The organism is Dorea amylophila, assembly GCF_025567265.1.
Taxonomy (GTDB): domain Bacteria; phylum Bacillota; class Clostridia; order Lachnospirales; family Lachnospiraceae; genus Dorea_A; species Dorea_A amylophila.
The window spans coordinates 13,615-37,157 of record NZ_JAOQJW010000023.1 but is presented as its reverse complement, the minus strand read 5'-3'; the positions used below and the strand labels follow the sequence as shown (position 1 = coordinate 37,157).

Sequence of the window (23,543 nt, the reverse complement as noted above, 5' to 3'; positions counted from 1 at the left end):
TTCATGTTTAAACACGAAGAATAGACAAATTAGAAAAGGAGCATATCTTTCGATATACTCCTGCTATAATCTTTATCAACATCACAAGTTAATATAACCTGGACATATCTTCATTTATGTTACAGATGCAATACTCTGTCCTTGATTTCCTGCGTACGTCCCTGATTCCAAAACTGTGTTCCGATATATCCACAGGTTCTTCTTGCCACGAATAACTTATCCTGATTCTGGTTACCACAATTCGGGCATTCCCAGATCAGCTTTCCTGTTTCATCTTCCTTGATCTGGATCTCTCCGTCATAACCACAGCATTCACAGTAATCACTCTTTGTATTCAGCTCTGCATACATAATATTATTGTAAATATACTGCATAACCGAAAGTACCGCCGGAATATTATTCTGCATATTCGGTACTTCGATGTAACTGATCGCTCCTCCCGGTGAAAGCTTCTGGAAATCTGCTTCGAATTTTAGTTTCTTGAATGCATCGATCTTCTCTGATACATGTACATGATAGCTGTTCGTAATATAATTCTTATCTGTTACACCCTTGATGATTCCAAAACGCTTCTGCAGACATTTTGCAAATTTGTATGTGGTAGATTCCATCGGTGTTCCGTATACAGAATAGCTGATGTTCTCTGCTTTTTTCCACTCTTCACATTTATCATTTAACTTCTGCATTACCTGCATTGCAAATGGTCTTGCTGCGGGATCGGTATGTGATTTGCCAAGCATACGTACACACATCTCATAAAGTCCTGCATATCCAAGCGAAATAGTGGAGTAACCATTAAATAATAATTTATCGATCGTCTCACCCTTCTTCAGTCTTGCAAGTGCACCGTTCTGCCACAGAATCGGAGCAACATCGGAAACCGTTCCCTGGAGACGTTCATGTCTGCATCTCAGTGCTCTGTGACATAATTCCAGACGCTCATCCAGGATCTTCCAGAATTTCTCCATATCTCCTTCTGATGAACATGCAACATCAACTAAGTTGATCGTTACAACTCCCTGGTTAAAACGTCCATAGAACTTATGGCTTCCGTCCGGATTTCTCTGGCTGTCTTCTACAGTAAGGAATGAACGGCAGCCCATACAAGGATATACTTCTCCATTCTTCATCTCTTTCATGATTTTGGCTGAGATGTAGTCCGGTACCATACGTTTTGCGGTACATTTTGCTGCCAGTTCTGTCAGATGCCAGTATTTGGAATCTTCTGTAATATTATCCTCATCCAGTACATAGATCAGTTTCGGGAATGCCGGTGTGATCCATACACCTTTTTCATTCTTTACTCCCTGCATTCTCTGAATCATCACTTCTTCGATGATCATAGCCAGGTCATCACGGGTTCTGCCTTCTTCTACCTCATCTAGATACATGAACATCGTCACAAATGGTGCCTGACCGTTACATGTCATTAATGTGATAAGCTGATACTGAATTGTCTGGATACCACTCTTTACTTCTTCTCTTAAACGGCGCTCTGTCACCTTATTGATAATTGTCTCATCTAAAGCTTCTCCGCATTCTTCACGCTCTGCGATTACATTTCTGCGGATCTTCTTACGGCTGATATCGACAAACGGTGCCAGATGTGCCAGTGTAAATGACTGTCCGCCGTACTGGTTACTTGCTACCTGTGCAACGATCTGTGTCGTCACATTACATGCTGTAAAGAAGCTGTGCGGCTTCTCGATCATGGTCTCACTAATGACAGTTCCATTCTGAAGCATATCCTGAAGATTGATCAGGTCACAGTTATGCTCTTTCTGTGCGAAATAGTCGGAATCATGGAAATGAATGATTCCCGCTTCATGCGCACGTACAACCTCTTCCGGAAGAAGGACACGTCTTGACAAGTCCTTACTTACTTCTCCGGCCATATAATCACGCTGTGTAGAGTTGATCACAGGATTCTTGTTAGAGTTCTCCTGATTCACCTCTTCATTCATATGCTCCAGAAGTGCAAGAATTCCGTTATCTGTTGTATTCGTCTTTCTCATCAGTTCTCTTTTATAACGATAGCGCACATATTTCTGTGCGACTTCATAGCCGCGCAGTTCCATAATTCCGGTCTCTACCATATCCTGTATATCTTCTACATTGACAGCATGAGTGGATTCCTCAATTTTCTTTGCAACGTTGTCCGCCACTGCCATAATCTGATATTCATTCATCCGATGCAGTTTATCGACGTCCTTGTTTGCACCTTTGATCGCATTAATGATCTTCTCCAGGTCGAAGGCTACCTCTTCGCCGTTTCTCTTAATTACGTTCGTCTTTATTTCTGCGTTCATGTTTATCCCTCTCTTGTTTTTATTGCCGATGTAGTATGTGCTCACCCTCAAATACTACTAAATATTGTTTTTTCAACATCATTTCCGCACAAGATATTGTGCAAGTAATATGATACTCTATAACAGGCGAAAATGAAAGAGGTAATTTTGTTAAAATAAATGTTTGAAATGTGGTCTAAATTTTGGTGATATTTTTTTACGAAATCTGTTGCACTTTTAATTTTGTGACGGGTAAAGTGTGGCGCATAGTTAAGAATACTTAAGACGCATTCCCTGTATTGATTTTTGCATTCAAAGATACTGACAATATGAAGTTGTTGTGCCGATATTTCTTCATTTATAAAATTAATCTCTGTCAATCTTAATCCATATAACAAATTATCATTTTTTGTTGTTTCGTAACATTTGTTACAAACCATTTTCTATAAAAGCTATATACTCTAATCACAACATAAGTTGTACAACACCAGTTAACACCAACTAAGTTTTAATAAAAAGGAGATTTTAACTATGAAAAAATATGTATGTGAACCATGTGGCTACGAATATGACCCAGCTGTAGGAGACCCGGATAACGGAATCGCACCGGGCACAGCCTTTGAAGATCTTCCGGATGACTGGGTATGTCCAATCTGCGGATTAGGAAAAGAAGTATTTGTTGCAGAAGATTAATTACTCTTCCGACTGCAGTCTTTCATAATCCGTGATTTCGATTACCTTACGGTCCACAAGACGGATGATACCTTCATCCTGCAAAGTAAGCAGCATGCGCGACAGAGATGGTCTTGTAGTATTCAGATATACTGCCAGATCTTCCCTGTTCATATGCAAACGGACCCGATAGTCCGGATCACAGTTTTCCAACAGGTACGCCGCTACACGCTGACGTAAGTTTCCACTGGTAAGAACCTCTATCTGACGGTTACATTTCTCTGCTTTTTCCGCAAAAAGCTGAAGCATATTGAAGACAACCTTACTGTGATGTACACAGTTTCTTTCGCATCTTCCGCCAAAGAAATTCTGTGAAACCTCCAGAACCGACACTTCATTTTTTGCTTTTGCATAACCGGAGTAAGCAGACTGGCGCAGAAACATTTCTACTTCGCCAAACTCCTCACCCACCATAACGTAACTGCTCCGGGTAATCTTACCATTCAGGTTGATACTGCCAAGCTCAACCATTCCTTCCAATATGAAATATAATTTTAACGGCACATCACCCTGGCGGAAAATATAGGTATCTTTCGGATATTTCTTTACTACAGCCTGTGAACAGACAAGACTTTTTTCCAGTTCTTCTTCTGTCAGGTTCTGAAATATCTGTAACTGTTGTAACTTCATAATCCAATCCTTTTCTCTGCTGATAAACATTTTCTACGATTCATTATAGACTATGCGGGACGAGGATTCAATGTGTACCAAAGACAGGAGGTTTCTCTATGAATATTACATTTGACGATAACTTAATTACAGGCAACAAGACCATCGATTCCCAGCATCAGGAACTGATCGACCGTATCCGGCAGTTCGTTGCAGCATGCGAATCCGGTGACAGTAAGATCAAAGCAATCAAAATGTTAGATTACCTTGATGAATATACAAATTTTCATTTTCAGGAAGAAGAGGAACTTCAGAAAAAGGTATCTTATCCGGAGATTTCCAGTCACCATGCAAAGCATGAAGAATTCAAAACATCTATTCAGGAATTATACGATTATCTGAATGAAAATGAAGGGCCTGATGATCAGTTTATCGAACAGGTAAAGCGCAATGTTGTAGACTGGCTGTTCCAACATATCAAGACTTTTGACCGGTCTGTAGCGGAATATATTCATTTGAAAGATAATTCCAATCGATTATAGTGATTCATAAAAATGCACAAAACGGACATGTTCTCATAACAATGTCCGTTTTTGTGATATACTTAATTTATTATATTTACAAAGGATTGGGTACTTATGAATCAGAAACTTACCAAATACGCCTGGCTGCTGCCATTCATCTCCGGCATCTGCTGGGGTGCTGCCGGAATCTTTGTCCGTACACTGGAACACGATGGGCTCGACAACTTTTCCATCATTAGTTTCCGGATGTTGCTTGCAGCTCTGATCACTGGCATATGGATTCTATTCTATAACCGACATTTATTTTATGTACATCGGCGTGACTTCTGGCTTTTTATCGGAAGTGGCATGATCGGCATGACCGCCCTCAGTGTCTTTTATAATATTTCCGTTACGAAAGGATCTCTTGCACTTTCTGCCGTGTTACTTGCCATGTCTCCGGTCTTTGTTCTGTTTCTGGCTGCTATATTCTTCCATGAACCGATAACCAGACACAAACTGACCTGTGTAACACTCGCACTCATTGGCTGTGTACTGGTAAGCGGAGTACTGGAAAGCAATGGGCTTTCCTGGAGCATAACAGGAATTCTCTGCGGAATTCTGGCAAGCTTTTTCTATGCTGTATATGGAATCATAAGCAAAAAAGTCACACAAAAAGGATATCATTTCCTGACGATTACTTTTTACGGCACACTCTTTTCCGGCATGACAATGCTGCCTTTCAGTAATATACACTCTTTAAGCAGTATGATTGTCTCAGGGCAAAGGACCACCTTTTTTATCCTGATTATTCATGCGCTGGTATCATCCGTCCTGCCTTATGCACTATATTCTTTATCCATGCGCTATATGGAGGCCGGCAAGGCATCGATTCTCGCTTCCAGCGAACCTGCCGCCGCCATGTTATTCGGAGCGGTACTCTATGCCGAAACACCAGGTATTCTTTCCATCTGTGGACTTTGTTTTACAATTACTGCTGTAATATTATTAAATTATGAAAGGAATTGAACATATGGTACACCTGAACGACAATGCTATTGCCTATATGAATAAACGCGGATTCCGCAACATCATACTTTCCATCGAAACAATCACCAGTTGATGTGCCCCTCCGCGTCTGGAGATATCGGTAGGATTTACCGATAAAGAAAAAGAGGACATGCTCGCACAGGGGTATGTCTGCGAGACCAGTCCTCTTGGAAATGTCTATTATCTGCCTGATGGGGTTACTGTAAACGGGGATATCAGCATCCATTATATGGAATATCCCTGGATTACATGCTTTGAGGTAAGCGGTCTGGCTGTTTCACGTTCCTGAGACAGCCAGGCTATGTATTACTCTTTTGCTTCCTCCATTTTTTGTATTTCTTGTTCTGATTGTTTTATCTGTTCATCCAACTGTCTTATCTGCCTATCGCTTTCTTTTATCTGTTCCTCCAACTGTCCTATCTGCCTATCGCTTTCTTTTATCTGTTCCTCCAGTTGTCTTATTTGCTTATCACTTTCTTTTATTTGTTTATTCCGTTGTCTTATCTGTTCATCCAGTTGTCTTGACTGCTCATCTTTCTGTTTTATCTGCTCATCTAGTTGTTTTATCTGCTCATCTAGTTGTTTTATCTGCTCATCTTTCTCTTCTATCTGCCTCCGCATATCTTCAATCATGAATTCTACTGTATTTCGATCTAATTCTAACAATTCTTCCGAAAACATCTACATCACCTCTTTCAACTGACTAGTTATTTTTATAAGTATCTAAAACAATTCTTTTGACATTTTTCATGCTATTTTTTATCCAATAGCTGCTGTAATCGTTGTATTTCTTTCCTCATTTCTAACATCTCCTTATCCTTCTGACTCAACTGCTCTCTCTGGCAGTCTATCTCCTTCTGCATATCATCAATCATCAGCTTTACTGTATTCCGATCTAATTCCAGCAATTCTTTCGAAAACATCTGCATCACCTCTTCGATATTCCGGCAGACATCATAAGCCTGTTCATACATTTCTTTAAAATCCGGATATTTCTCTATAATATCTATAATCGTCTCCGGATCATCCATGCAGAAAAATGCAAGCCATGCTTCCAGCCGGTTTTCTATTTTTACACTTCTATTTTCATTTTGCTGATTCTTTTTGAATATGTCAAGAGGTATGAACAGATATTCTTGTAATAAATTTATATTTACTCCTGTATCAGATTTTTGCATAAAACGATGGATATAATTATTGGAAAATTTCTGGAATTCTGTTGGACTTTTTTCAAATAACACGATCGTATACACCTGCTTGATATCTCTGTAAGAGAATCGTTTTCCTTTGATTCCTCTCACTCTCTTATACTGCCGAAGCAACAGATCTGCTGAGTAACAGGCACTTCTTTCTCCCGGAAAATAGTATCCGATTTTCTGAATTTCCAGGTTCGCAATACTTCCATCTTCCAGTTGTACTACCATATCTGTAATAAGAAGCGTAGATTCATCTGCTAATCTTGTTCCGTCATTTGGTAATACGTCTACAATTCTCACTCTTTGTCCGAGAAGTAACGTGAGTAATTCATTTACTCTCTCCGGTGTATTCTCCGGATTCAGAATTTCTTTTATCATGAAATCATACATGATTTTTATACCTTTCACTCCGGTACAAAAATCCAGAAATTCATTTTGATTTTCCTCTGTCCACTCATAAAATAAATTTTTTAATCTGCTTTTACTTTCAATCTCATTCAACACCTCCTCCCTTGTCCGAATCATCGGGAAATACTGTTGAAGTTTGTTTGTCATAGGCACGTCCTCCTAAATAGATTATAAAATTTTCGTGTTCTCTCAAGTCGGAAATATGTTTCAGACATTTTTAGGTGTGAAACGGTCGAAACTTGATGCCTTTTGGCCTAGAAATACTTAAGAGTTTGTAGAAGTCACTCTTTGAAGTGCATTCAGAATAGCATATTGTTTATATGATTACAAGATTAATTTTCGTAAAAAAAGCGGCAGAATTATCTTCCGCCGCATAGCCCATATCACCATCTATATATTATCTCATCTTAAAACTTCTCCATCTCCCCAATGATCGTTCTGTAAAATTCTTCTTCCGTGCCCTCTTTTCTCACATCATTCATCACATATCCGTCTTTCAGAAATATCACTCTCTTACACCGGCTTGCCATCTGTGGATCATGCGTTACCATCAGAAGGGTCTTCCCTAACTCCTCATTGATTTTCCGGAATTCCTCCGCAACAACTTTTCCGGATTTTGAGTCGAGGTTTCCCGTCGGCTCATCTGCAAATATGATACTCGGATCATTGATCAGCGCCCTGCAGATTGCCACTCTCTGCCGCTCACCGCCGGACAGTTCATAAGGATTCTTTTCCTGAAGATGTTCAATCCCAAACTGCTTTTCCAATGTTTCCGCTTTCTCTTCACATTCTTTCTGTTCCTTTTTATCCAGCAATACCGGAAGCATGATATTTTCTTTTACCGAAAGACTGTCCATCAGATTAAAATCCTGGAATACAAATCCGATCTTTCTACGTCTGATATCCGTAAGTTCTTCTTTCCACAGCTCATTCGTATTCGCACCGTCAAAGATCACATCTCCGTCCGTCTGCTGATCCATAAATCCCAGGATCTTCAGAAGTGTTGTCTTTCCACAGCCGGATTTTCCCATAATTCCGACGTACTCTCCCTGTTCTACATCAAAGTTAATGCCTTTCAGTACCGAAATCGCATCCGCATCATCAATCTCCCCACCGGCTTTTGGAAATTTCTTGATCAGGTTATTTACCTTTAATATTTCTTTCATGCTTTCCTTCTACCTTTCTTATTGTATACTGCTCAATCACCTTTACACCGATGCCCTGCACTACAAGATATATAACTGCAAAGATCAACAGATATCGCAGATAATGTACACAGTCAGCCTTCGTATATTCCCGCATGTTCCATATCTCCCCGGTTAACACCGGCACCATAACAACCGCAACTGCTGCCGGGATCCAGAAAAAGATTCCCGTCTCTGTCCGGATCAGCTTTTCTCTTTCTTTCGAGCTCATTCCAATACAGGTTAAGAAATGATTCCGCTTCTTCTTGTCCGTCATCTCAGATTCATATTTCAAGTAAATGACCAGAACGCTTCCCAGCAGAAATGCTCCCATGATAAATATATCTACTACCGTTGTCATAAAGCGTTCGCTTTCAATCTGTTCCATCGTTGTACGTTTGGAATAGCAGGATAATACATCCTTGTCAAATCTTTCATCCTCTTTATGTACCTTCCGAAAAGCCTGGAGCTCTTTTTCTATCTTCTGATAATCTACATTTTTCACATTCAAAAGGACAAGCTTTGTCGGCCAGTGATGGATCGTCACTCCTTCTTCTGCTTCACCCTCCTCAACCGGATCTCCGGTGATCCAATTATATTTCTTCCAGTCGTCCTGAACCTTTTCAAAATATTCATCCGAAAATACAACCAGATTCTCCTCACTTCCCTGCCGGAATGCACCTGTCAGGATATCCATCTTTTCCCCCTTTACAGTTCGTGTCGGATAGATCTTTTCCCGATCAAGAAATCCATAAGATTCTATCGGCTGTCCGATGTGCAGGTACGGCTCTTTTCTCGAATTCAGGTAATCCAGTGGATGTGCCTTCGTACTCTTGTCCTGTTGGTAAATAATATAGATTTCCTTTCCGTCAGCAGATAGATTCATTTTTTCACTTTTCTTTCCAAGCGCCTTATTCAGTTCTTTATACGTCGTCTCCGAGATGCCTATATGCTGTCCCTGCGGCATGATCACTGCTCTGGCATCATCCAGCTTTTCCGAATTATCCACATTCGTCACGCGTACCATCGGATACTCCTGGAATTTCACGTCATATTTTTCCTGCAGCTGTTTCCAGAATGTCTCATCCGCTTCCGTTGCCATACATACAAAATCATACGGGAACAGTCCTTCCGGCTTTTGCGCGATCTTCGCTGAGATCATATCTTTTCCAAATAAGAACAATATCAGTACCGGTATAAGACTGATCACGTACACATAACGGAATGTACTCTTGAAACGGTAATAAAACGAATTATATGGGATCAACTTTGCATAATAACTCTTTTTATGCTTCCGCACTTTCAGGAACAATCCAAATCCAAACTTTTCCGCCAGATAAATGCCCAGGAAGATAAATAAAAGTATCCGTAACCCTTCGACATTCTTCCGCATTCCGAAATTCACGATTCCAAATACCACAATGACCAGGCCAATTGTAAGCCACAGACCGATCCGTTTTTCCGGCATCTTCTCCTTTTCCACATCGCCCAGCTGCATTTTTTTTAGTTCCCTGTACAGGAAGAAATCCCGCAGGATCATCAGTCCAATCCCGGATATTCCGATCAGGATAAGACTTGCGATCAAATATGTGAATCCTGTAATCTTCGCCGGCTGTGCTCCCACTCCGGATCTTGCCATGAAGATTCTGCGGATGATACACAGGATCACACTTCCGATGCAGGCTCCCCCGATCAGCATTCCCAGAATTCCAGCCACAATCTCTGCTCCAAGCACTTCATAAAGTGTAGACTTCCGCATTCCCAGAGTCGAAAATATACTGTAATTTCTCATCCGTTTTCTGAAATATGACAACAGATTCGTGATCATCAGCATCAGCGATGCGATCAGACTCACGATCAGGAATTCCAGCAGAATTGCCGTGATTCCATGCCCCGTCAGTATATTTCCTTCTTTATTAAATGGTGCCAGCATCTGTGCCATTCCGACTCCGGAAAATATCAGCGTCGCCGGAAGCAGGTTCATACTTACGTAAACAATAAAATCTCTTTTTGAACTTTTAAAATTCTTCCACAGGGCCGTATAGAATCCTTTCGGATACTTCCCCGAAAATTCCAGATGCTTTTTCTTTTCTTCTTTGTAATTTTTCTCTCTGGCTTTAACTTCTTCCTGTATCTTTTTCTCTTCCTGCCACGAATCAATCAGCTTCGCACCGATCAAATTGATCACCAGAAGCACTACCAGTAAAAATGGATACACCTGTGACAGCGGATCTGAAAATACTGCCCCATCTGCCCCAAGAAATGATATCATACATCCTGCGATCAGTGACATGATATCCAGAAGCAGTTTATGGTGATTGCTTAAAGCCAGTATCAGATTCACAATTCCTATCACCTGGATTACCAGTACCATTACCAGTTCACAGATGAATAGCATCAGTATCTGAACCATCATCTGTTCATCTGCACCGTCCAGTACTCCCAGAGGCTTCAGACTTTTCTTTATGTAACTCATCCCATCGCCCGAAGCAGCCAATTTTATCAGATATCCCGGCACATTGCATTTCCATGTCCCCATGTTCATCCACGGAAATAATAGCACTGCCTGGATGATCACCTGCATGATCAGCGTGAATATCTTCATTCGCTTTTCCGTCTTATTCATAACTTTTGCCTCTCATTTTTCATACACGCTTATTATCCGAGATCTAACGTCTCTCTTCATATACGCTTACTATCCAAGATCTAACGTCTCTCTCTTTATACCTGCGCCACCACCGGCTTAAATCCCTCCATTCCGACAACCATCACCGGTGCTCCTGCCGGGATCTCCGTTCCTTTCTCAGATCCCTGTACTCTTACTTTCATATGATGTCCACACAGATATCCTTTTCCCTTCCAGTTGATTCTGGTATCTGCCGTTCCAATCTCCCATAAAAGTCTGGTCTCTCTTCTGCTCTGCAAAAGATTCATAAATCCTCTCAGTACCATATTCAGCAGACATGCTATCAATACACAGCAGAGGATTCCTGCATATCCCTTCACCGGGAAACTCGGAACAAAACATAATGCCGAGATAAAAAGTACCAGCCCGCTGTTTGCAACGTAACATCCCTGCCCCCAGTCTCTTCCGACTGCATAGAATAAAGCTTTGCCCGTGTATTTCTCCCAGAAGCTCAATCCGATTCCATAGACAGCTAATCCGATTCCGATATTCCGGTGTATAACTGCCGGGATTTTATTCAGGCCAAGCGCATCATTCCACAACCATAAAAATGCGTTCGGATCTCTTGCGATAAGATAAGAAATGCACACACATACAATCGGTATACATCCCAGTGCCAGCATCCACAGAAACATATTGGAATCAAACACTTTATGATAGATCTTATCCATTGCTTCACCTGCTTCCTGCGGATCGCCCATCTGGCGGACTGCTTCTTCCTCTGCTTCAACTTCCGTCATCCCTGATTCCATTAATGCGGCTTTGCAGTCTTCTATATGCGCTTCATATTCATTTACAATCTCTTTTCTTACAGACGAATCGGTAATCTTCTTTCCAAGTTCTTTCAGATATTCTCTTTCCTTCATATCTAACACCCTCCTTTTCTGCCACCTTCACTGCCTTACCTGTGCTATACGGAATACTGGATCATGCTCGTAACTGCATTGGCATAAGCATTCCATTCTTCGATCATTTTCTCCAGATATTTCTTCCCGTTAGGTGTGATCCGGTAATACTTTCTGAGTTTCCCGTTCGCCTCCTGGTTATAACTTTCCAAATATCCGGACTGTACCATGCTGTGAAGCAGCGGATACAATGTTCCTACCTTTAATTCGAATACATTGTCCGATCTCTTTGAGAGTGTATCGATCATTTCATATCCGTACATATCCTTTTCTGAGATCAATTTGAGAATTAACATTGCGGTATTTCCTGAGACCATATTTTTGTTTACTTTCATAGTGATTGCTCCTTTCTTATATTTGCTTTCATTATATATCGGCTTTCGATAGTTGAGTGTAAAAAAATTTGCTTTCTTCTTGTTTTTAGTATATATCGCAGTTCGATATATGTCAATATGCAAAACATAAAAAGAACCAGAAATGCACGCCTGCATTCCCAGTTCTCTTAACTTCTTCTCTCCTACAACAGCTCCGCAAACAACCGCAGGAACAACTGTCCCAGCCGCAAGGTCGCACTCCGGCCGGACTTATACTTCTCCGTCACTTCCCTGCACTGTTCCAATGTCTGCTCCATATCCCGCCGGATATCCAGCACCGCATCACAATCTGCCATAAAACACCCATTTTCAAAATGATGATAAAGGCTCCGGTAATCCAGATTGATCGTGCCGCAAGTCGCCATGCAATCATCTGCCACGCTCATCTTCGCATGACAGAACCCCGGTGTCCACTCATAGATCCTTACACCATCCTGTACCAGATTGTGATAGAACGATCTGGTGATACTGTAGATCAGCTTCTTATCCGGGATTCCCGGTGTGATGATCCGCACATCTACGCCACGCCTGGCCGCCAGCGAAAGTGCATGTGTCATCTCATCCGTGATGATCAGATAAGGAGTCATGAACCAGCAGTATCTATCCGCTTTGTTGACGATACTGATATAGACATCCTCTCCAACCTGGATTCCGTCTAACGGGCAGTCCGCATACGGCTGGATATATCCCGTCTGCTTTGCCTGATACGGATGCTGTACCAGATATTTTTTCTGTGCCTCTATATCCAGAACATCCACATCGGCCGGGGTCTTCCCGGACGATTCCCACATCTCCAGAAATGCTGCCGTAAGCGAAGCCACCGCATCTCCTTCCAGCCGGATTCCCGTATCCTTCCATTCCCCGTATGGATGTGTATAGTTAAAATACTCATTTGCCAGGTTATAACCGCCTGTGTACCCAACCTTTCCGTCAATCACCGTAATCTTTCTGTGGTCACGGTTATTCAGGAACATATTAAGTCCCGGAAGCAGCGGATTGAATACCCGGCAGGCAATTCCTTTCGCTTCCAGTTTTCTCGCAAAGCTCAGATTTACGAATCCGATCGAGCCCATGTCATCATAGAACACCCGGACCTCTACTCCTGCTTTCACCCGTTCTTCCAGCACCGTCTGTATCCTGCTCCATGCATATTCATCCTCAATTGCATGATACTCCATGAAAATGAATTGCTCCGCCTTTGCAAGATCCGTAAGCTGCGCCTCCAGTCCTTTGACCGCTTCATCAAAATAAGTCACATCCGTATTCTGATACACCGGATAACACGCATTTCTTTCTATATAATTAGAAACATTTCCCGCCTTCGGATCTGACACATTCAGACGTTCCAGCACTTCCTTATTTTCCGGCAAAAGTGGCAGAAGCTTCTCATCAATCCTTTTGTAACGCATCCGCATCTTCCGGGTTCCACCGTTCATACCGATCATAAAATAAAGTGCTACTCCAAGGATCGGAAATGTCAGGATCAGGATGATCCACGGTGTCTTCATCGAGGAAGTCTCATTTCTTCCATATATTTTCAGAACCAGTATGACGGCAAATATTCTGGTCAGATTGTCTATGAATACCGCGTATTCATTCAGTCCCTTAAATATCCCAATCAGGAACACTACTTCCAGTAATATCGAAAGCACTGTGAACGCCAGCCGCTTCACACCATTCTGTGTCTTTTTCTTTCCTTCCAGTGTATGACTGCTCATCTTCTCACTCTTTTCTTCTATCGTAAATTATGATTATACTAACACGAACATGTTCCCGTCACAAGCTTTATCCGGTATTTTGTAAAATCCTCTCCGGAAATAATTTGCATAATTCTTTCCTTTCCACCTTTGCTTTCTCTAATAATTTCCGTGTTATCCCCCTAAAGCCCCTATTTTCAAGCAAAAAAATCACCGTCCCCAGAGCTCTAAGCCTCTAAAAACAGTGATTTGATAGTGCGCGATCAGGGGTTCGAACCCTGGACACCCTGATTAAGAGTCAGGTGCTCTACCAACTGAGCTAATCGCGCATTTTCAATTTTCTGTGTCACACTTTCCGTAACGACAAGATTAATTATATAATAAGGTTTTAAAAAATGCAAGTACTTTTTTTATTTTTTTCATATTTTTTTCACAGCTCTCATATATTGATATGGGGGTTGAATTTATGAACCATATTATCCATTATGTTACAACCAATTTCAAAAAAATCTTTCATACTGTCTGCACAGAGATTATCTCCTGCATTCAAGGCACAGCTCTGCATTTTGTCCTGGTCGCTGCCTTTCTCGGAACACTGAATCATTTCCTGTATTTTTTATCCGGGCAGTCTCCAATCATTGCACTTTTCTGCCCGGTTAATGAATCCGTGTGGGAACATTTGAAACTTTTATATTTTCCTTTTTTATTCGTAAGCATATGGGAATATCTGTCTCTGCATCCGGTTGTTTTACCGTTCTTTTACTGTCGGTATCTGGGTGTGCTTCTCGGAATGTTTTTTACTGTTTCTGTTTTTTACACATATTCCGGGATTCTCGGCCGGAATTTCCTGATCTTAGACATCCTGCTTTTTTATTCCAGTGTAATATTTTCATTTGGAATGTCTGAATATATTTCCGGCAAGACCCGTTCTCCTCACGAGACAGAACCTGGCTTTGTAGTCTCACTCTGGTTGATAACATCATTTTTCTTCTTTGTATTTACATGTTTTCCGCCAGATCTTCCGTTATTCTATTCAGCATAAGTACAACAACCATCAACACATTTCCCTGCATATATAATTAATTATTCACACCATGATGTGCAACATAGCTGTTAAGATCCAATGCTTTGAACACATATCCCTGTGACTGATAATATTCAATAATTTTCGGCAGCGCTTCCACAGTTGTATCTTTTGTCTCGGAATCATGTGACAGCAGGATGATATTATTGTCATGGAAACTGGTTGCCTGATCCACAAGCTGTTCCGTTGTTCTCACGGCCCCGTCTCCCGAACTTCCATTCCAGTCATAATATTGATATCCTCTTGCCTGAACCTCCTGCGTAAGCGTTGTCATAATTCCCTTCGTGTAACTTGCAGATATGGTATTCGAAGATCCTCCCGGAAATCTGATAAAACACGGAACATAGCCGATCTCTTCTTTTACAAGCTGTCCAATCTGGTCAAGATCCTGAAAATATGCATCAACAGATGCATACACCTTTGCGTAATCATGAGAATATGTATGCATTCCGATCGTATGTCCCTTATCATAAGCCTTTTTGATCATATCTTTATATTCCGGCATGGCTCCTGTAACAAAAAACGTTGCTTTCGCATTGTATTTATCCAAAATGTCCAGCACCGCCTGCGTATTCTTAGACGGTCCGTCATCCAACGTCAGATAGACAACTTTTTCATCCGATTGTTCTGTTGTACCCACTTTTCTTCCTGGTTGAACTGCAAATTCACTTCTGTCATCTGCCTGATCTTTTTGGCCTTGATTTTCTTTATTGGATGCATCAGTTTCATTCTCATTGATCGTAAGTTTTTTTGCAGTTGCTTTTTTCTTTGATACTGCCTTTTTACTTTCCGTCTCGGCCGTTGTCATCGTTTTACCGGCATTCTTTTTTATAACATGCCCGCCGATTCCCACACCTATGATCACTGCTGCTATGCAGACTGCTGCAATCAGAATCTTTCTCTGTGCACGATCTTTTCGTCTTCTATTTTTTAACTTTTTCCTGCTCATACTTTTTTCCTCTTTAATTTTCAACTTTATTCTCACTTTTAAGTAATTGCTTTTTCTTTTTTACTATCATACCGCTTTTTTCCTTTTTATCAAGCCTTTTCTCGAGACTTTTTCACTACAATGTAGTATTGTAATAAATAGATTATCACTTACAAATGTCGAAAGGAGTTTTTAATATGAATGAAAATGAAAATAAAGTCTGTCCTGTCAGCTGCAAAATCGAACATCACGCCATGATGTTCGCATTTCTCGCCAAACATGCAATTGAATTATGCGGTGAAGCCGGAAAAGACGCAATCCTTGCCGGAATGACTACCTATGGAAATGAACGGGGTGCCCGCATGGCGGCAAATGCTCTCGCACACGGTGATGAACTGACTACAATGACCAATCAGGCATACGGTGAATGGAAACCAGATTACGCCGGACAAATGGACTTCGGAACACTTCGCACCGAACCGACACTTCAGACTTACATTGCCAAATGTGCCTGGTGTGAAGCATGGAAAAAGCATAATATTACCGAATACGGGAAATATTATTGCGTCAATGTAGACAATGCCGTTTACCAGGGATTCCGTTCCGACTTCGTCTGTACCCCGACTGCCACATCTATGAGCTGGGGCGGTGATCGTTGCGAATTCGACTGGGGACATCCGCTCTCACAGGAAGAGGTAAAAGAACTGGCGGAGAAAAAGGCCGAGCTTGGAACTTCCTGTATGAAAGATTTTAATTTCCATACGGCACATTTGAAATATACCGTCAGTCAGGCCCTGATCCATAATCTTTGTGAAAAAGGAGAAGCGGCAGTGAAACTTGCACTTACTGATTATGTAGATACATTTGGGCAGGAATATCTGGATGTATTGGACGGGCTTTATCCGGTTGAATAGTTTTTACTTTTCATATAAGAAAACTATGAAATCTATTTACATCCTGTTTTCCTGTGCTAAAATGATAGATAAACACCCGATTCTATGAGGAGGTATCTATATTTTGAATACACTAACAACTGAACATACACCTGACAATATCATTGCCAGCTGGCTCGACGATCATCAGGAAGAACTGGTGAATACCGCTGATTACATTTTCCATCACCCGGAACTTGCATATCAGGAGACACTTTCTTCCAAATGCCTGGCAGATTATCTGGAAAGCCAGGGATTTAAAATAACATGGAAAACAGCCGGTATCGACACCGCATTTACTGCAGTCTGGGGAGGTGGAAAACCAATCCTCGGATTTCTGGCCGAGTACGATGCTCTGGCAGGTGTCGGACACGCCTGCGGGCACAACCTGCTTGGAACAGCCGTTGCCGCAGCGGCATGTGCATTAAAAGCCGATATGGACGCAACCGGTGCAGCCGGAACGATCTGCGTCTATGGCTGCCCGGCCGAAGAGATCATGTCCGGCAAGATCGTGATGAACGATCAGGGAGTCTTTGATGACCTCGATGTTGCTATTACCTGGCATCCATTCGACCGCAACCGTGTCAGCAACGATATCTGGCAGGCACAGGACATTAAGAACTACACATTCCACGGACTTAGTTCCCATGCTGCCAAAGCACCGGAAAAAGGCCGCAGCGCCCTGGATGCCGCCGAACTCATGAATGTAGGCGTCAATTATCTCCGTGAACACGTACCGGGAGATGTCCGTATGCATTATGCCTACATTGATAACGGTCTTCCGGCAAATGTTGTTCCGGATATCGCAAAGACAAATTATTTCATCCGCTCCTACTTACGTTCCCGCACCGAAGATGCAAGCGAACGTGTAGACAACTGCGCCAGAGGTGCCGCTCTTATGACAGACACCACCGTCGATATCGAACTGGTCGCAAGCTGCAGTGAGATGAAAGTTAACCGGGTACTGACAGAATTATATTACGATGCTATGACCAGAGTTCCGACACCGGCTTATACACCGGAAGAGCTGGATTTTGCAAAGCAGATCACAAAAGAAGCCGGACTCATCAATGACGGGACACTATTCTCCGGCCTGGAACCGCTTGAAGATGAACCGGTTCCGATCGCTATCGGCACGGACGCTTCACAGGTCAGCCACACCGTCCCGTTGATCACCTTAAGTGCCGCTACAATGTGTAAAGGTACCCCGCTTCATCACTGGGTTGCTGCCAAACAGGCCGGTATGACTATCGGACAGAAAGGTATGTTCTACGTTGCGAGATGTATGGCAGAAGGAACGAAATTATTGATGGAAACTCCGGGAAGTATCGAAAAAGCATGGGAACTGCACAAGCTGACTCCTTAAAGCTCCTGTCATTGCATACTGTACACTTTTTAAATATCTGCTCTAAAACATCTCATGACCAAACTAGGAGGAATTATTATGATCACAAAAAAATCGGAATTATCGGATGTGGCAATATGGGCGGTGCCATTCTCTATGGCGCACTCGACATCCGGGTGAATTAAAAGACATGGTCACATCCCCTGGCGGAACAACCATCGAAGGCTGCGAGGCTCTTGAAAAAGCCGGCATGCGTGGTGCTGTAATCGAATGCATTAATGTAAGTACAGAAAAATCCCGTTCATTATAATTGTTGTCATTCTATGTCGATTCATGTATTGGAATTATCAGACAAAAGAGGAGTTATCCACAGTTTCCCGTGGATAACTCCTCTTTTGTTGGGGATAAGTGGAATTACTTTGCAAAATTTGTCGTTACATTTTCATCCTCTTTATCACCTTCAACCGTGTAAATTCTTCTCTTTCCTTCTCCTCCAGCGCATTACTGATCGTATGCACCAGATTCGTATACATCGGTATCGTAATATTCTTAAGCGCATTCGCCCGCTTCTGTGTCTTCTTGATATTTGCGGCCAGACGGTACGCCGAGTTCTCCACCTCAGCCAGCTTGATCGTAAGTTCCTTCACTTCCCGGAAAGCTTCTCTTGCAATATCCACCGACTCATGTGTCGTGCTGAACGAATACGTCAGATCATTCTGCTTCGCATCATACTTGATGTGCGGGATCTCCGTTCCCATGATGCTTCTGGTCTGCATCTTCAGCGAATCCTCGATTGGAACAGTAAATGCCAGTTCCTGGACTTTACTGATCCCGTGTTCGATATTGGCACGCTGCAGGCAGGCATATGCTTTTGTAAAGGTTGCATCGATCTCTTCCTGAATGTCTTTCGCCTCATCGATCAGTCCCATCAGCTCTTTCAGAAGAATATTCCGCTTTTTATCCATCAAGTCATACCCCTGACGTGCAAGCATCAGAGAATTCTTTGCAAGCATCAGATTTCCTTTGGTAGGAAATTCTCTCGGATCCATATGCATCCCTCCTACTCTTCTGTCTCCAATGTCTCTTTCGTATCCTTCCAATACTTCTCAACCAGCTTCGTATCAATACGGTCCAGTTCTTCCTTCGGCAGAAGTCCAAGCAGTTCCCAGCCAAGATCCAGCGTCTCCATCATCGTCCGGTTCTCCGCCGGTCCCTGGCCAATATAGCGTCTCTCGAATTCTTCACCGAACTTCAGATACTGTTTATCGATTGGTGACAATTCATCTTCTCCGATAACCGAAGCCAGATTTCTCGCCTCTCCAACCTTTGCATAGGCAGAGAATAACTGGTTCGCAAGATCCTGATGATCTTCCCTGGTATATCCTTTTCCGATGCCGTCCTTCATCAGTCGTGACAGCGATGGCAGGATACTGATCGGCGGATAGACTGCCTGCCCGTGCAGATTACGGTCCAGTACGATCTGTCCTTCTGTGATATATCCGGTAAGGTCAGGGATCGGATGTGTAATATCATCGTTCGGCATGGTCAGGATCGGAAGCTGTGTTACGGAACCATTTGCCCCGTCCACAATACCGGCACGTTCATAGATCGTTGCCAGTTCACTGTATAAATATCCCGGATATCCTTTTCTTGACGGAATCTCGCCACGGGAAGAAGACACTTCACGCATGGCTTCCGCAAAAGAAGTCATATCCGTCAGGATAACCAGAATGTGCATATTTTTCTCAAATGCCAGATACTCTGCTACCGTCAATGCTACCTTCGGCGTGATCAGACGCTCCACCACCGGATCATTCGCCAGATTCAGGAACATACACACATGGTCTGCCACACCGCTTTCCTCAAATGTCTTACGGAAGAATTCTGCCACGTCATGCTTGACTCCCATCGCACCGAATACAACCGCAAACTGTTCATCCGAATTGTCTCCAAGTGAAGCCTGCTTTACGATCTGTGCCGCGAGCTGGTCATGCGGCAATCCGTTTCCCGAGAATATCGGAAGCTTCTGCCCGCGGATCAGTGTCGTCAGACCGTCAATCGCCGAGATTCCGGTACGGATATAGTTTCGTGGATACTCCCGTCTGACAGGATTCAACGGAAGTCCGTTTACATCCCTTTTTTCTGCATCTGCAATCGGACCAAGTCCATCGATCGCTTCCCCGATTCCGTTAAATGTACGTCCCAGCATTTCCTCCGATACAGTAACTTCCATCGGATGTCCCGTAAGTCTTGTATGGGTATTATCCAGTGACATATTTTCTGTCCCTTCAAATACCTGGATCACAGCCTTGTCTTCATCCAGCTCCACGATACGCCCCATTTTCCTCGTATTATGATCTACAATAAATTCTACGATCTCATCGTAAAATGCATTTTCCACGCCTTCCAGCACGACGAGAGGGCCATTTATACTGCTCAGTCCAAGATATTCTATTGCCATCTTACGTCCCTCCCTTTACGCATTCTTCTCGATGACGCGGTTATAGAAGTCATCAATGTCTAATTTATACAGATCCAGTAACTGCAGGTTGTCATTCGGCACATCATACTTGATCGCAATGACCTTTTCAAATATACCTTCCGCCTTCAGTACCGACATCGGCATTCCCATTGCCACCAGTTTCCTACTGGTCTTATACAGATACAGGATCACGTCCATCATCTTGAACTGCTTCTCCAGCGATACGCACGTATCATCCTTATGAAATGCATTCTGCTGCAGGAATCCCAGACGGATCACCTTTGCAATCTCCAGAATCAGTTTCTGATCATCCGGAAGCACATCCCCGCCGATCAGTTTTACAATCTCCATCAGACTGCTCTCCTGGTTCAGGATCGCCATCAGACGGTTCCTGTAATCAACAAATTTCGGCGACACATGATCCGAATACCAGCCGCTTAAGTCATTCAGATATTCACTGTAACTCGTCAGCCAGTGGATCGCAGGGAAATGTCTCGCATACGCCAGGGATTTATCCAGTCCCCAGAAGCAGCGCACGAAACGCTTCGTATTCTGCGTAACCGGCTCGGAGAAATCTCCCCCCTGCGGAGACACCGCTCCGATGATAGAGACAGATCCGGTTGCACCATTTAATGTCTGCATCATGCCGGCTCTTTCATAGAATGCCGACAGTCTCGATGCCAGATATGCCGGGAACCCTTCCTCCGCCGGCATCTCTTCCAATCGTCCGGACAACTCACGCAGTGCCTCTGCCCATCGGGATGTCGAGTCCGCCATGATCGCCACATCATAACCCATGTCACGGTAATATTCCGCCAGTGTAAGTCCGGTGTAAATGGATGCCTCACGGGCAGCCACCGGCATGTTCGAGGTATTGGCGATCAGCGTCGTTCTGTCCATCAAAGGATTTCCTGATTTCGGATCGACCAGTTCTGAAAACTCTTCCAAAACCTGCGTCATCTCATTTCCACGCTCGCCACATCCAATATATATGATAATATCCGCATCCGACCATTTTGCGATCTGATGCTGGGTCATCGTCTTACCCGTTCCGAATCCTCCCGGAATCGCAGCCGTTCCACCTTTTGCAATCGGGAACATCGTATCCAGAATTCGCTGTCCTGTTACCAGCGGTACACTTGCCGGGAATCTCCGGCTCACCGGTCTCGGTACACGGATCGGCCAGTGCTGTGTCATCGAAAGTTCCCGTTTTTCTCCATTGAACAGTTCAATCGTAACCAGCGTCTCATCAATCGTATATTCACCATCCGGAACCACAGATATAACAGTTCCTTCCACTCCCGGAGGAACCATACATTTGTGCACGATAGCCCGCGTCTCCGGCACTTCCGCAATGATCGTTCCCCCCTGTACCATATCGCCTTCCGCCACTGTGATATGCGTCTCCCAGAGCTTCTGGCGGTCCAGTGCATCCACACTGACACCACGGGTGATAAATGCCCCGCCCTTGTCAGCGATCCGCTCCAGCGGTCTCTCAATACCGTCAAAGATATTATTCAGGATACCGGGTGCCAGCGTAACCGACACTGCCGCTCCCGTACCTTCCACAAGTTCTCCCGGATGCAGTCCGGAAGTCTCCTCATACACCTGTACCGTCGTCCGGTCCTTATCCAGGGAAATAACTTCGCCAACCAGCTTTTCCTCTCCCACATGGACCATTTCCGACATCTTAAAATCCGTCTTCCCTTTCAGGTAAATGACCGGGCCGTTGATGCCATATATCTTTTCTGTCTTTCCGCTACTCACCCTTTACACCTCCCCGGAACCGGAATTTCTGGTATTCATTTTCCAGTGCCCCTTTGAATGCATAATCCACCAGAACATTCTTCTCAGGCACAACCGCACGCACACCGCCGATGAAATCCACTTTGCTGATCGTCAGCGTCATTCCCGTGCGCTCCTCCAGATATGTCTTCTTATCTGCATCGGACGGATTGATATAGATCGTCATCGCCATCCCGGATGCAAACTGTGCTGCTTTCTCTATATAACGGATCAGAACCTCTTTATACTCTTCTGTTCTCATAAATGCCAGAAGCTTTAACTGTACTTCTTCGAACAGTTCTGTCTTAAGTTCTGTCTGTATCTTACCCATCTCACGTTTTAATTCAAGCTGCGCCTTTGACATCGCCATATTCAGCTGCTGTTTTGCAGTCACACTCTCCGCACGCACTCTCGTCTCCGACTGCCGTCTGGCTTCGATCTGGTGCTGCTCGAACACACTTCTCAGCGCATCCTCATGCTGCTTTATGATCGCATTTGCCTCCGCTCTTGCCTCTTCCATCGCTGCCGTGCGGATATGCGTGATCTTTTCTTCGTTTGTCAAATGTGCCACCTTCTTCCTGTCTATAATTTCAACCCTATCGCTTCATTTACATACGACGTGATAAAATCTTTCTTACGTCCGGTCCCGTGTCTGTCAGGAATCTCGATCAGAAGCGGCATTGTCCGCTCCAGCTTGATCTCGTCAATCAGGTCCGGGAATTCTCTTCCGAATTTCTCCGTCAACAGAATCACACCTACATCTTTATCCTCCATGGCATTCTCGATCGCACACCGGAGTTCTTCTCTTTCATGTACCACGATTCCGTCTACCCCTGCGAGACGCATTCCTGTCAGAGTATCGATATTATCACTGATCAGATACATCTTCATCTTACAATTTACCCAAGATCATGAAGGAGATGATTAGTCCGTACAGACACACACCTTCTGCAAGACCTACGAAGATCAGTGACTTACCAAGTGCACTGGAATCTTCACTAATTGCACCCAGAGCCGCACTTGCTGCACTTGCAACGGCGATACCACCGCCGACGCAGGAAAGACCGGTTGAAAGTGCTGCTGCCAGGTATCCGAATCCTGTTGCGTTCGACGCCGTATTGCCGGCTGCTTCCGCTGCCTGTACCGGATCTCCCGCAAAAAGCATGATCCCTGCGATCAGAACAGTGCTGAAGAAAAAGAATATATTTGTGCCGATAGCCCTCTTATAACGCTTCTTCGTCCTCTGTCCGATCAGAAAATATCCAAATGGAATTACAATACTCAGCAACAATGTTACAACGAATAATACTCTAACTGTCAGGCTCATATTTTTGTCCTCCTGTAAATATATCTTT

At 43.4% G+C, this 23,543-nt stretch carries 23 protein-coding genes and 1 tRNA gene; 7 read left to right on the top strand and 17 right to left on the bottom strand.

The genetic code is table 11. The features are described from left to right. Window positions 1-119 precede the first annotated feature (119 nt). Entirely contained in the window at window positions 120-2,309 is a 2,190-nt protein-coding gene (nrdD, locus tag OCV72_RS13610; protein ID WP_055284337.1) for an anaerobic ribonucleoside-triphosphate reductase, read from the bottom strand. A 510-nt stretch (window positions 2,310-2,819) separates the two neighbouring features. On the opposite strand from nrdD, the gene rd reads away from it, so the two are divergent. Continuing rightward, window positions 2,820-2,981: a rubredoxin gene (gene rd / locus OCV72_RS13605; protein ID WP_055284336.1), complete on the top strand. Its 162-nt coding sequence runs from the start codon at window positions 2,820-2,822 to the stop codon at window positions 2,979-2,981. Here rd and OCV72_RS13600 read toward each other — a convergent pair whose 3' ends face one another. Next, window positions 2,982-3,650 (bottom strand): Crp/Fnr family transcriptional regulator, encoded by a 669-nt coding sequence (locus tag OCV72_RS13600; protein WP_055284362.1) that lies wholly within the window; start codon window positions 3,648-3,650, stop codon window positions 2,982-2,984. 98 nt (window positions 3,651-3,748) lie between these two features. Here OCV72_RS13600 and OCV72_RS13595 point away from each other — a divergent pair, with 98 nt between their 5' ends. Both OCV72_RS13595 and OCV72_RS13590 read left to right on the top strand, forming a co-directional pair. Then, the gene (locus OCV72_RS13595) at window positions 3,749-4,171 is read left to right on the top strand and encodes a bacteriohemerythrin (RefSeq protein WP_055284335.1); all 423 of its coding nucleotides are present in this window, start codon (window positions 3,749-3,751) and stop codon (window positions 4,169-4,171) included. Window positions 4,172-4,267: 96 nt separating this feature from the next. Continuing rightward, window positions 4,268-5,161 (top strand): DMT family transporter, encoded by an 894-nt coding sequence (locus OCV72_RS13590; RefSeq protein ID WP_044924918.1) that lies wholly within the window; start codon window positions 4,268-4,270, stop codon window positions 5,159-5,161. 327 nt (window positions 5,162-5,488) lie between these two features. Here OCV72_RS13590 and OCV72_RS13585 read toward each other — a convergent pair whose 3' ends face one another. From OCV72_RS13585 to OCV72_RS13550, 8 genes are all read right to left on the bottom strand, one after another. Further along, a complete protein-coding gene (locus OCV72_RS13585; RefSeq protein WP_055284334.1) occupies window positions 5,489-5,863 on the bottom strand; it encodes a hypothetical protein in 375 nt (124 codons plus the stop codon). Between the two features lie 71 nt (window positions 5,864-5,934). Next, window positions 5,935-6,933 carry a PD-(D/E)XK nuclease family transposase gene (locus OCV72_RS13580; protein ID WP_055284333.1) on the bottom strand — a complete coding sequence of 333 codons (999 nt, stop codon included), beginning with the start codon at window positions 6,931-6,933 and terminating at the stop codon, window positions 5,935-5,937. A 260-nt stretch (window positions 6,934-7,193) separates the two neighbouring features. Further along, a complete protein-coding gene (locus OCV72_RS13575; protein WP_022416179.1) occupies window positions 7,194-7,952 on the bottom strand; it encodes an ABC transporter ATP-binding protein in 759 nt (252 codons plus the stop codon). Continuing rightward, on the bottom strand, window positions 7,927-10,596 hold the full coding sequence (locus OCV72_RS13570; protein WP_055284332.1) for an ABC transporter permease family protein: 2,670 nt from the start codon (window positions 10,594-10,596) through the stop codon (window positions 7,927-7,929). The genes OCV72_RS13575 and OCV72_RS13570 overlap by 26 nt, the downstream gene beginning before the upstream one ends. A gap of 95 nt (window positions 10,597-10,691) precedes the next feature. Then, on the bottom strand, window positions 10,692-11,522 hold the full coding sequence (locus tag OCV72_RS13565; RefSeq protein WP_022416181.1) for an NfeD family protein: 831 nt from the start codon (window positions 11,520-11,522) through the stop codon (window positions 10,692-10,694). A 44-nt stretch (window positions 11,523-11,566) separates the two neighbouring features. After that, on the bottom strand, window positions 11,567-11,896 hold the full coding sequence (locus OCV72_RS13560) for a PadR family transcriptional regulator (RefSeq protein ID WP_006428785.1): 330 nt from the start codon (window positions 11,894-11,896) through the stop codon (window positions 11,567-11,569). Between the two features lie 182 nt (window positions 11,897-12,078). Further along, window positions 12,079-13,653, bottom strand: coding sequence for a phospholipase D-like domain-containing protein (locus tag OCV72_RS13555; protein ID WP_055284331.1), 1,575 nt, complete (start codon window positions 13,651-13,653; stop codon window positions 12,079-12,081). A gap of 235 nt (window positions 13,654-13,888) precedes the next feature. Further along, a tRNA-Lys gene (locus tag OCV72_RS13550) sits at window positions 13,889-13,961 on the bottom strand. 122 nt (window positions 13,962-14,083) lie between these two features. On the opposite strand from OCV72_RS13550, the gene OCV72_RS16825 reads away from it, so the two are divergent. Continuing rightward, on the top strand, window positions 14,084-14,674 hold the full coding sequence (locus OCV72_RS16825; RefSeq protein ID WP_055284330.1) for a DUF6512 family protein: 591 nt from the start codon (window positions 14,084-14,086) through the stop codon (window positions 14,672-14,674). A gap of 37 nt (window positions 14,675-14,711) precedes the next feature. Here the strand turns inward: OCV72_RS16825 and OCV72_RS13540 are convergent, their stop codons facing one another. After that, complete coding sequence (locus tag OCV72_RS13540) at window positions 14,712-15,665, bottom strand: polysaccharide deacetylase family protein (protein ID WP_028087826.1); 954 nt, start codon at window positions 15,663-15,665, stop codon at window positions 14,712-14,714. 176 nt (window positions 15,666-15,841) lie between these two features. Between OCV72_RS13540 and OCV72_RS13535 the strand changes: the two genes are divergently transcribed. The 3 genes from OCV72_RS13535 (at window position 15,842) to OCV72_RS13525 (ending at window position 18,231) form a co-directional block, all read left to right on the top strand. Then, entirely contained in the window at window positions 15,842-16,558 is a 717-nt protein-coding gene (locus tag OCV72_RS13535; protein ID WP_055284329.1) for an L-2-amino-thiazoline-4-carboxylic acid hydrolase, read from the top strand. A gap of 103 nt (window positions 16,559-16,661) precedes the next feature. Then, a complete protein-coding gene (locus OCV72_RS13530) occupies window positions 16,662-17,942 on the top strand; it encodes an amidohydrolase (RefSeq protein ID WP_055284328.1) in 1,281 nt (426 codons plus the stop codon). A gap of 106 nt (window positions 17,943-18,048) precedes the next feature. After that, complete coding sequence (locus OCV72_RS13525) at window positions 18,049-18,231, top strand: pyrroline-5-carboxylate reductase dimerization domain-containing protein (RefSeq protein ID WP_227080479.1); 183 nt, start codon at window positions 18,049-18,051, stop codon at window positions 18,229-18,231. A 124-nt stretch (window positions 18,232-18,355) separates the two neighbouring features. On the opposite strand, the gene OCV72_RS13520 is transcribed toward OCV72_RS13525, so the two are convergent. From OCV72_RS13520 to OCV72_RS13495, 6 genes are read right to left on the bottom strand one after another with little or no spacing between them, the layout of a single operon-like run. Then, window positions 18,356-18,970, bottom strand: coding sequence for a V-type ATP synthase subunit D (locus OCV72_RS13520; protein WP_022415198.1), 615 nt, complete (start codon window positions 18,968-18,970; stop codon window positions 18,356-18,358). An 11-nt stretch (window positions 18,971-18,981) separates the two neighbouring features. Beyond that, on the bottom strand, window positions 18,982-20,382 hold the full coding sequence (locus OCV72_RS13515) for a V-type ATP synthase subunit B (protein WP_055284327.1): 1,401 nt from the start codon (window positions 20,380-20,382) through the stop codon (window positions 18,982-18,984). 15 nt (window positions 20,383-20,397) lie between these two features. Further along, window positions 20,398-22,170: a V-type ATP synthase subunit A gene (locus OCV72_RS13510; protein WP_055284326.1), complete on the bottom strand. Its 1,773-nt coding sequence runs from the start codon at window positions 22,168-22,170 to the stop codon at window positions 20,398-20,400. Then, window positions 22,163-22,750 carry a V-type ATP synthase subunit E gene (locus OCV72_RS13505; protein ID WP_055284361.1) on the bottom strand — a complete coding sequence of 196 codons (588 nt, stop codon included), beginning with the start codon at window positions 22,748-22,750 and terminating at the stop codon, window positions 22,163-22,165. The genes OCV72_RS13510 and OCV72_RS13505 overlap by 8 nt, the downstream gene beginning before the upstream one ends. 20 nt (window positions 22,751-22,770) lie before the next feature. Next, complete coding sequence (locus tag OCV72_RS13500; RefSeq protein WP_022415202.1) at window positions 22,771-23,079, bottom strand: V-type ATP synthase subunit F; 309 nt, start codon at window positions 23,077-23,079, stop codon at window positions 22,771-22,773. A 1-nt stretch (window position 23,080) separates the two neighbouring features. Next, on the bottom strand, window positions 23,081-23,515 hold the full coding sequence (locus OCV72_RS13495; protein ID WP_055284325.1) for an ATP synthase subunit C: 435 nt from the start codon (window positions 23,513-23,515) through the stop codon (window positions 23,081-23,083). Between the last annotated feature and the right edge of the window lie 28 nt (window positions 23,516-23,543).

What these genes read in the sequence shown, in the direction of transcription:
- nrdD (WP_055284337.1), bottom strand. Translation starts at nt 2,309, where the DNA reads ATGAACGCAGAAATAAAGACGAACGTAATTAAGAGAAACGGCGAAGAG.
- rd (WP_055284336.1), top strand. Translation starts at nt 2,820, where the DNA reads ATGAAAAAATATGTATGTGAACCATGTGGCTACGAATATGACCCAGCT.
- OCV72_RS13600 (WP_055284362.1), bottom strand. Translation starts at nt 3,650, where the DNA reads ATGAAGTTACAACAGTTACAGATATTTCAGAACCTGACAGAAGAAGAA.
- OCV72_RS13595 (WP_055284335.1), top strand. Translation starts at nt 3,749, where the DNA reads ATGAATATTACATTTGACGATAACTTAATTACAGGCAACAAGACCATC.
- OCV72_RS13590 (WP_044924918.1), top strand. Translation starts at nt 4,268, where the DNA reads ATGAATCAGAAACTTACCAAATACGCCTGGCTGCTGCCATTCATCTCC.
- OCV72_RS13585 (WP_055284334.1), bottom strand. Translation starts at nt 5,863, where the DNA reads ATGTTTTCGGAAGAATTGTTAGAATTAGATCGAAATACAGTAGAATTC.
- OCV72_RS13580 (WP_055284333.1), bottom strand. Translation starts at nt 6,933, where the DNA reads ATGACAAACAAACTTCAACAGTATTTCCCGATGATTCGGACAAGGGAG.
- OCV72_RS13575 (WP_022416179.1), bottom strand. Translation starts at nt 7,952, where the DNA reads ATGAAAGAAATATTAAAGGTAAATAACCTGATCAAGAAATTTCCAAAA.
- OCV72_RS13570 (WP_055284332.1), bottom strand. Translation starts at nt 10,596, where the DNA reads ATGAATAAGACGGAAAAGCGAATGAAGATATTCACGCTGATCATGCAG.
- OCV72_RS13565 (WP_022416181.1), bottom strand. Translation starts at nt 11,522, where the DNA reads ATGAAGGAAAGAGAATATCTGAAAGAACTTGGAAAGAAGATTACCGAT.
- OCV72_RS13560 (WP_006428785.1), bottom strand. Translation starts at nt 11,896, where the DNA reads ATGAAAGTAAACAAAAATATGGTCTCAGGAAATACCGCAATGTTAATT.
- OCV72_RS13555 (WP_055284331.1), bottom strand. Translation starts at nt 13,653, where the DNA reads ATGAGCAGTCATACACTGGAAGGAAAGAAAAAGACACAGAATGGTGTG.
- OCV72_RS16825 (WP_055284330.1), top strand. Translation starts at nt 14,084, where the DNA reads ATGGGGGTTGAATTTATGAACCATATTATCCATTATGTTACAACCAAT.
- OCV72_RS13540 (WP_028087826.1), bottom strand. Translation starts at nt 15,665, where the DNA reads ATGAGCAGGAAAAAGTTAAAAAATAGAAGACGAAAAGATCGTGCACAG.
- OCV72_RS13535 (WP_055284329.1), top strand. Translation starts at nt 15,842, where the DNA reads ATGAATGAAAATGAAAATAAAGTCTGTCCTGTCAGCTGCAAAATCGAA.
- OCV72_RS13525 (WP_227080479.1), top strand. Translation starts at nt 18,049, where the DNA reads ATGTGGCAATATGGGCGGTGCCATTCTCTATGGCGCACTCGACATCCG.
- OCV72_RS13520 (WP_022415198.1), bottom strand. Translation starts at nt 18,970, where the DNA reads ATGGATCCGAGAGAATTTCCTACCAAAGGAAATCTGATGCTTGCAAAG.
- OCV72_RS13515 (WP_055284327.1), bottom strand. Translation starts at nt 20,382, where the DNA reads ATGGCAATAGAATATCTTGGACTGAGCAGTATAAATGGCCCTCTCGTC.
- OCV72_RS13500 (WP_022415202.1), bottom strand. Translation starts at nt 23,079, where the DNA reads ATGAAGATGTATCTGATCAGTGATAATATCGATACTCTGACAGGAATG.
- OCV72_RS13495 (WP_055284325.1), bottom strand. Translation starts at nt 23,515, where the DNA reads ATGAGCCTGACAGTTAGAGTATTATTCGTTGTAACATTGTTGCTGAGT.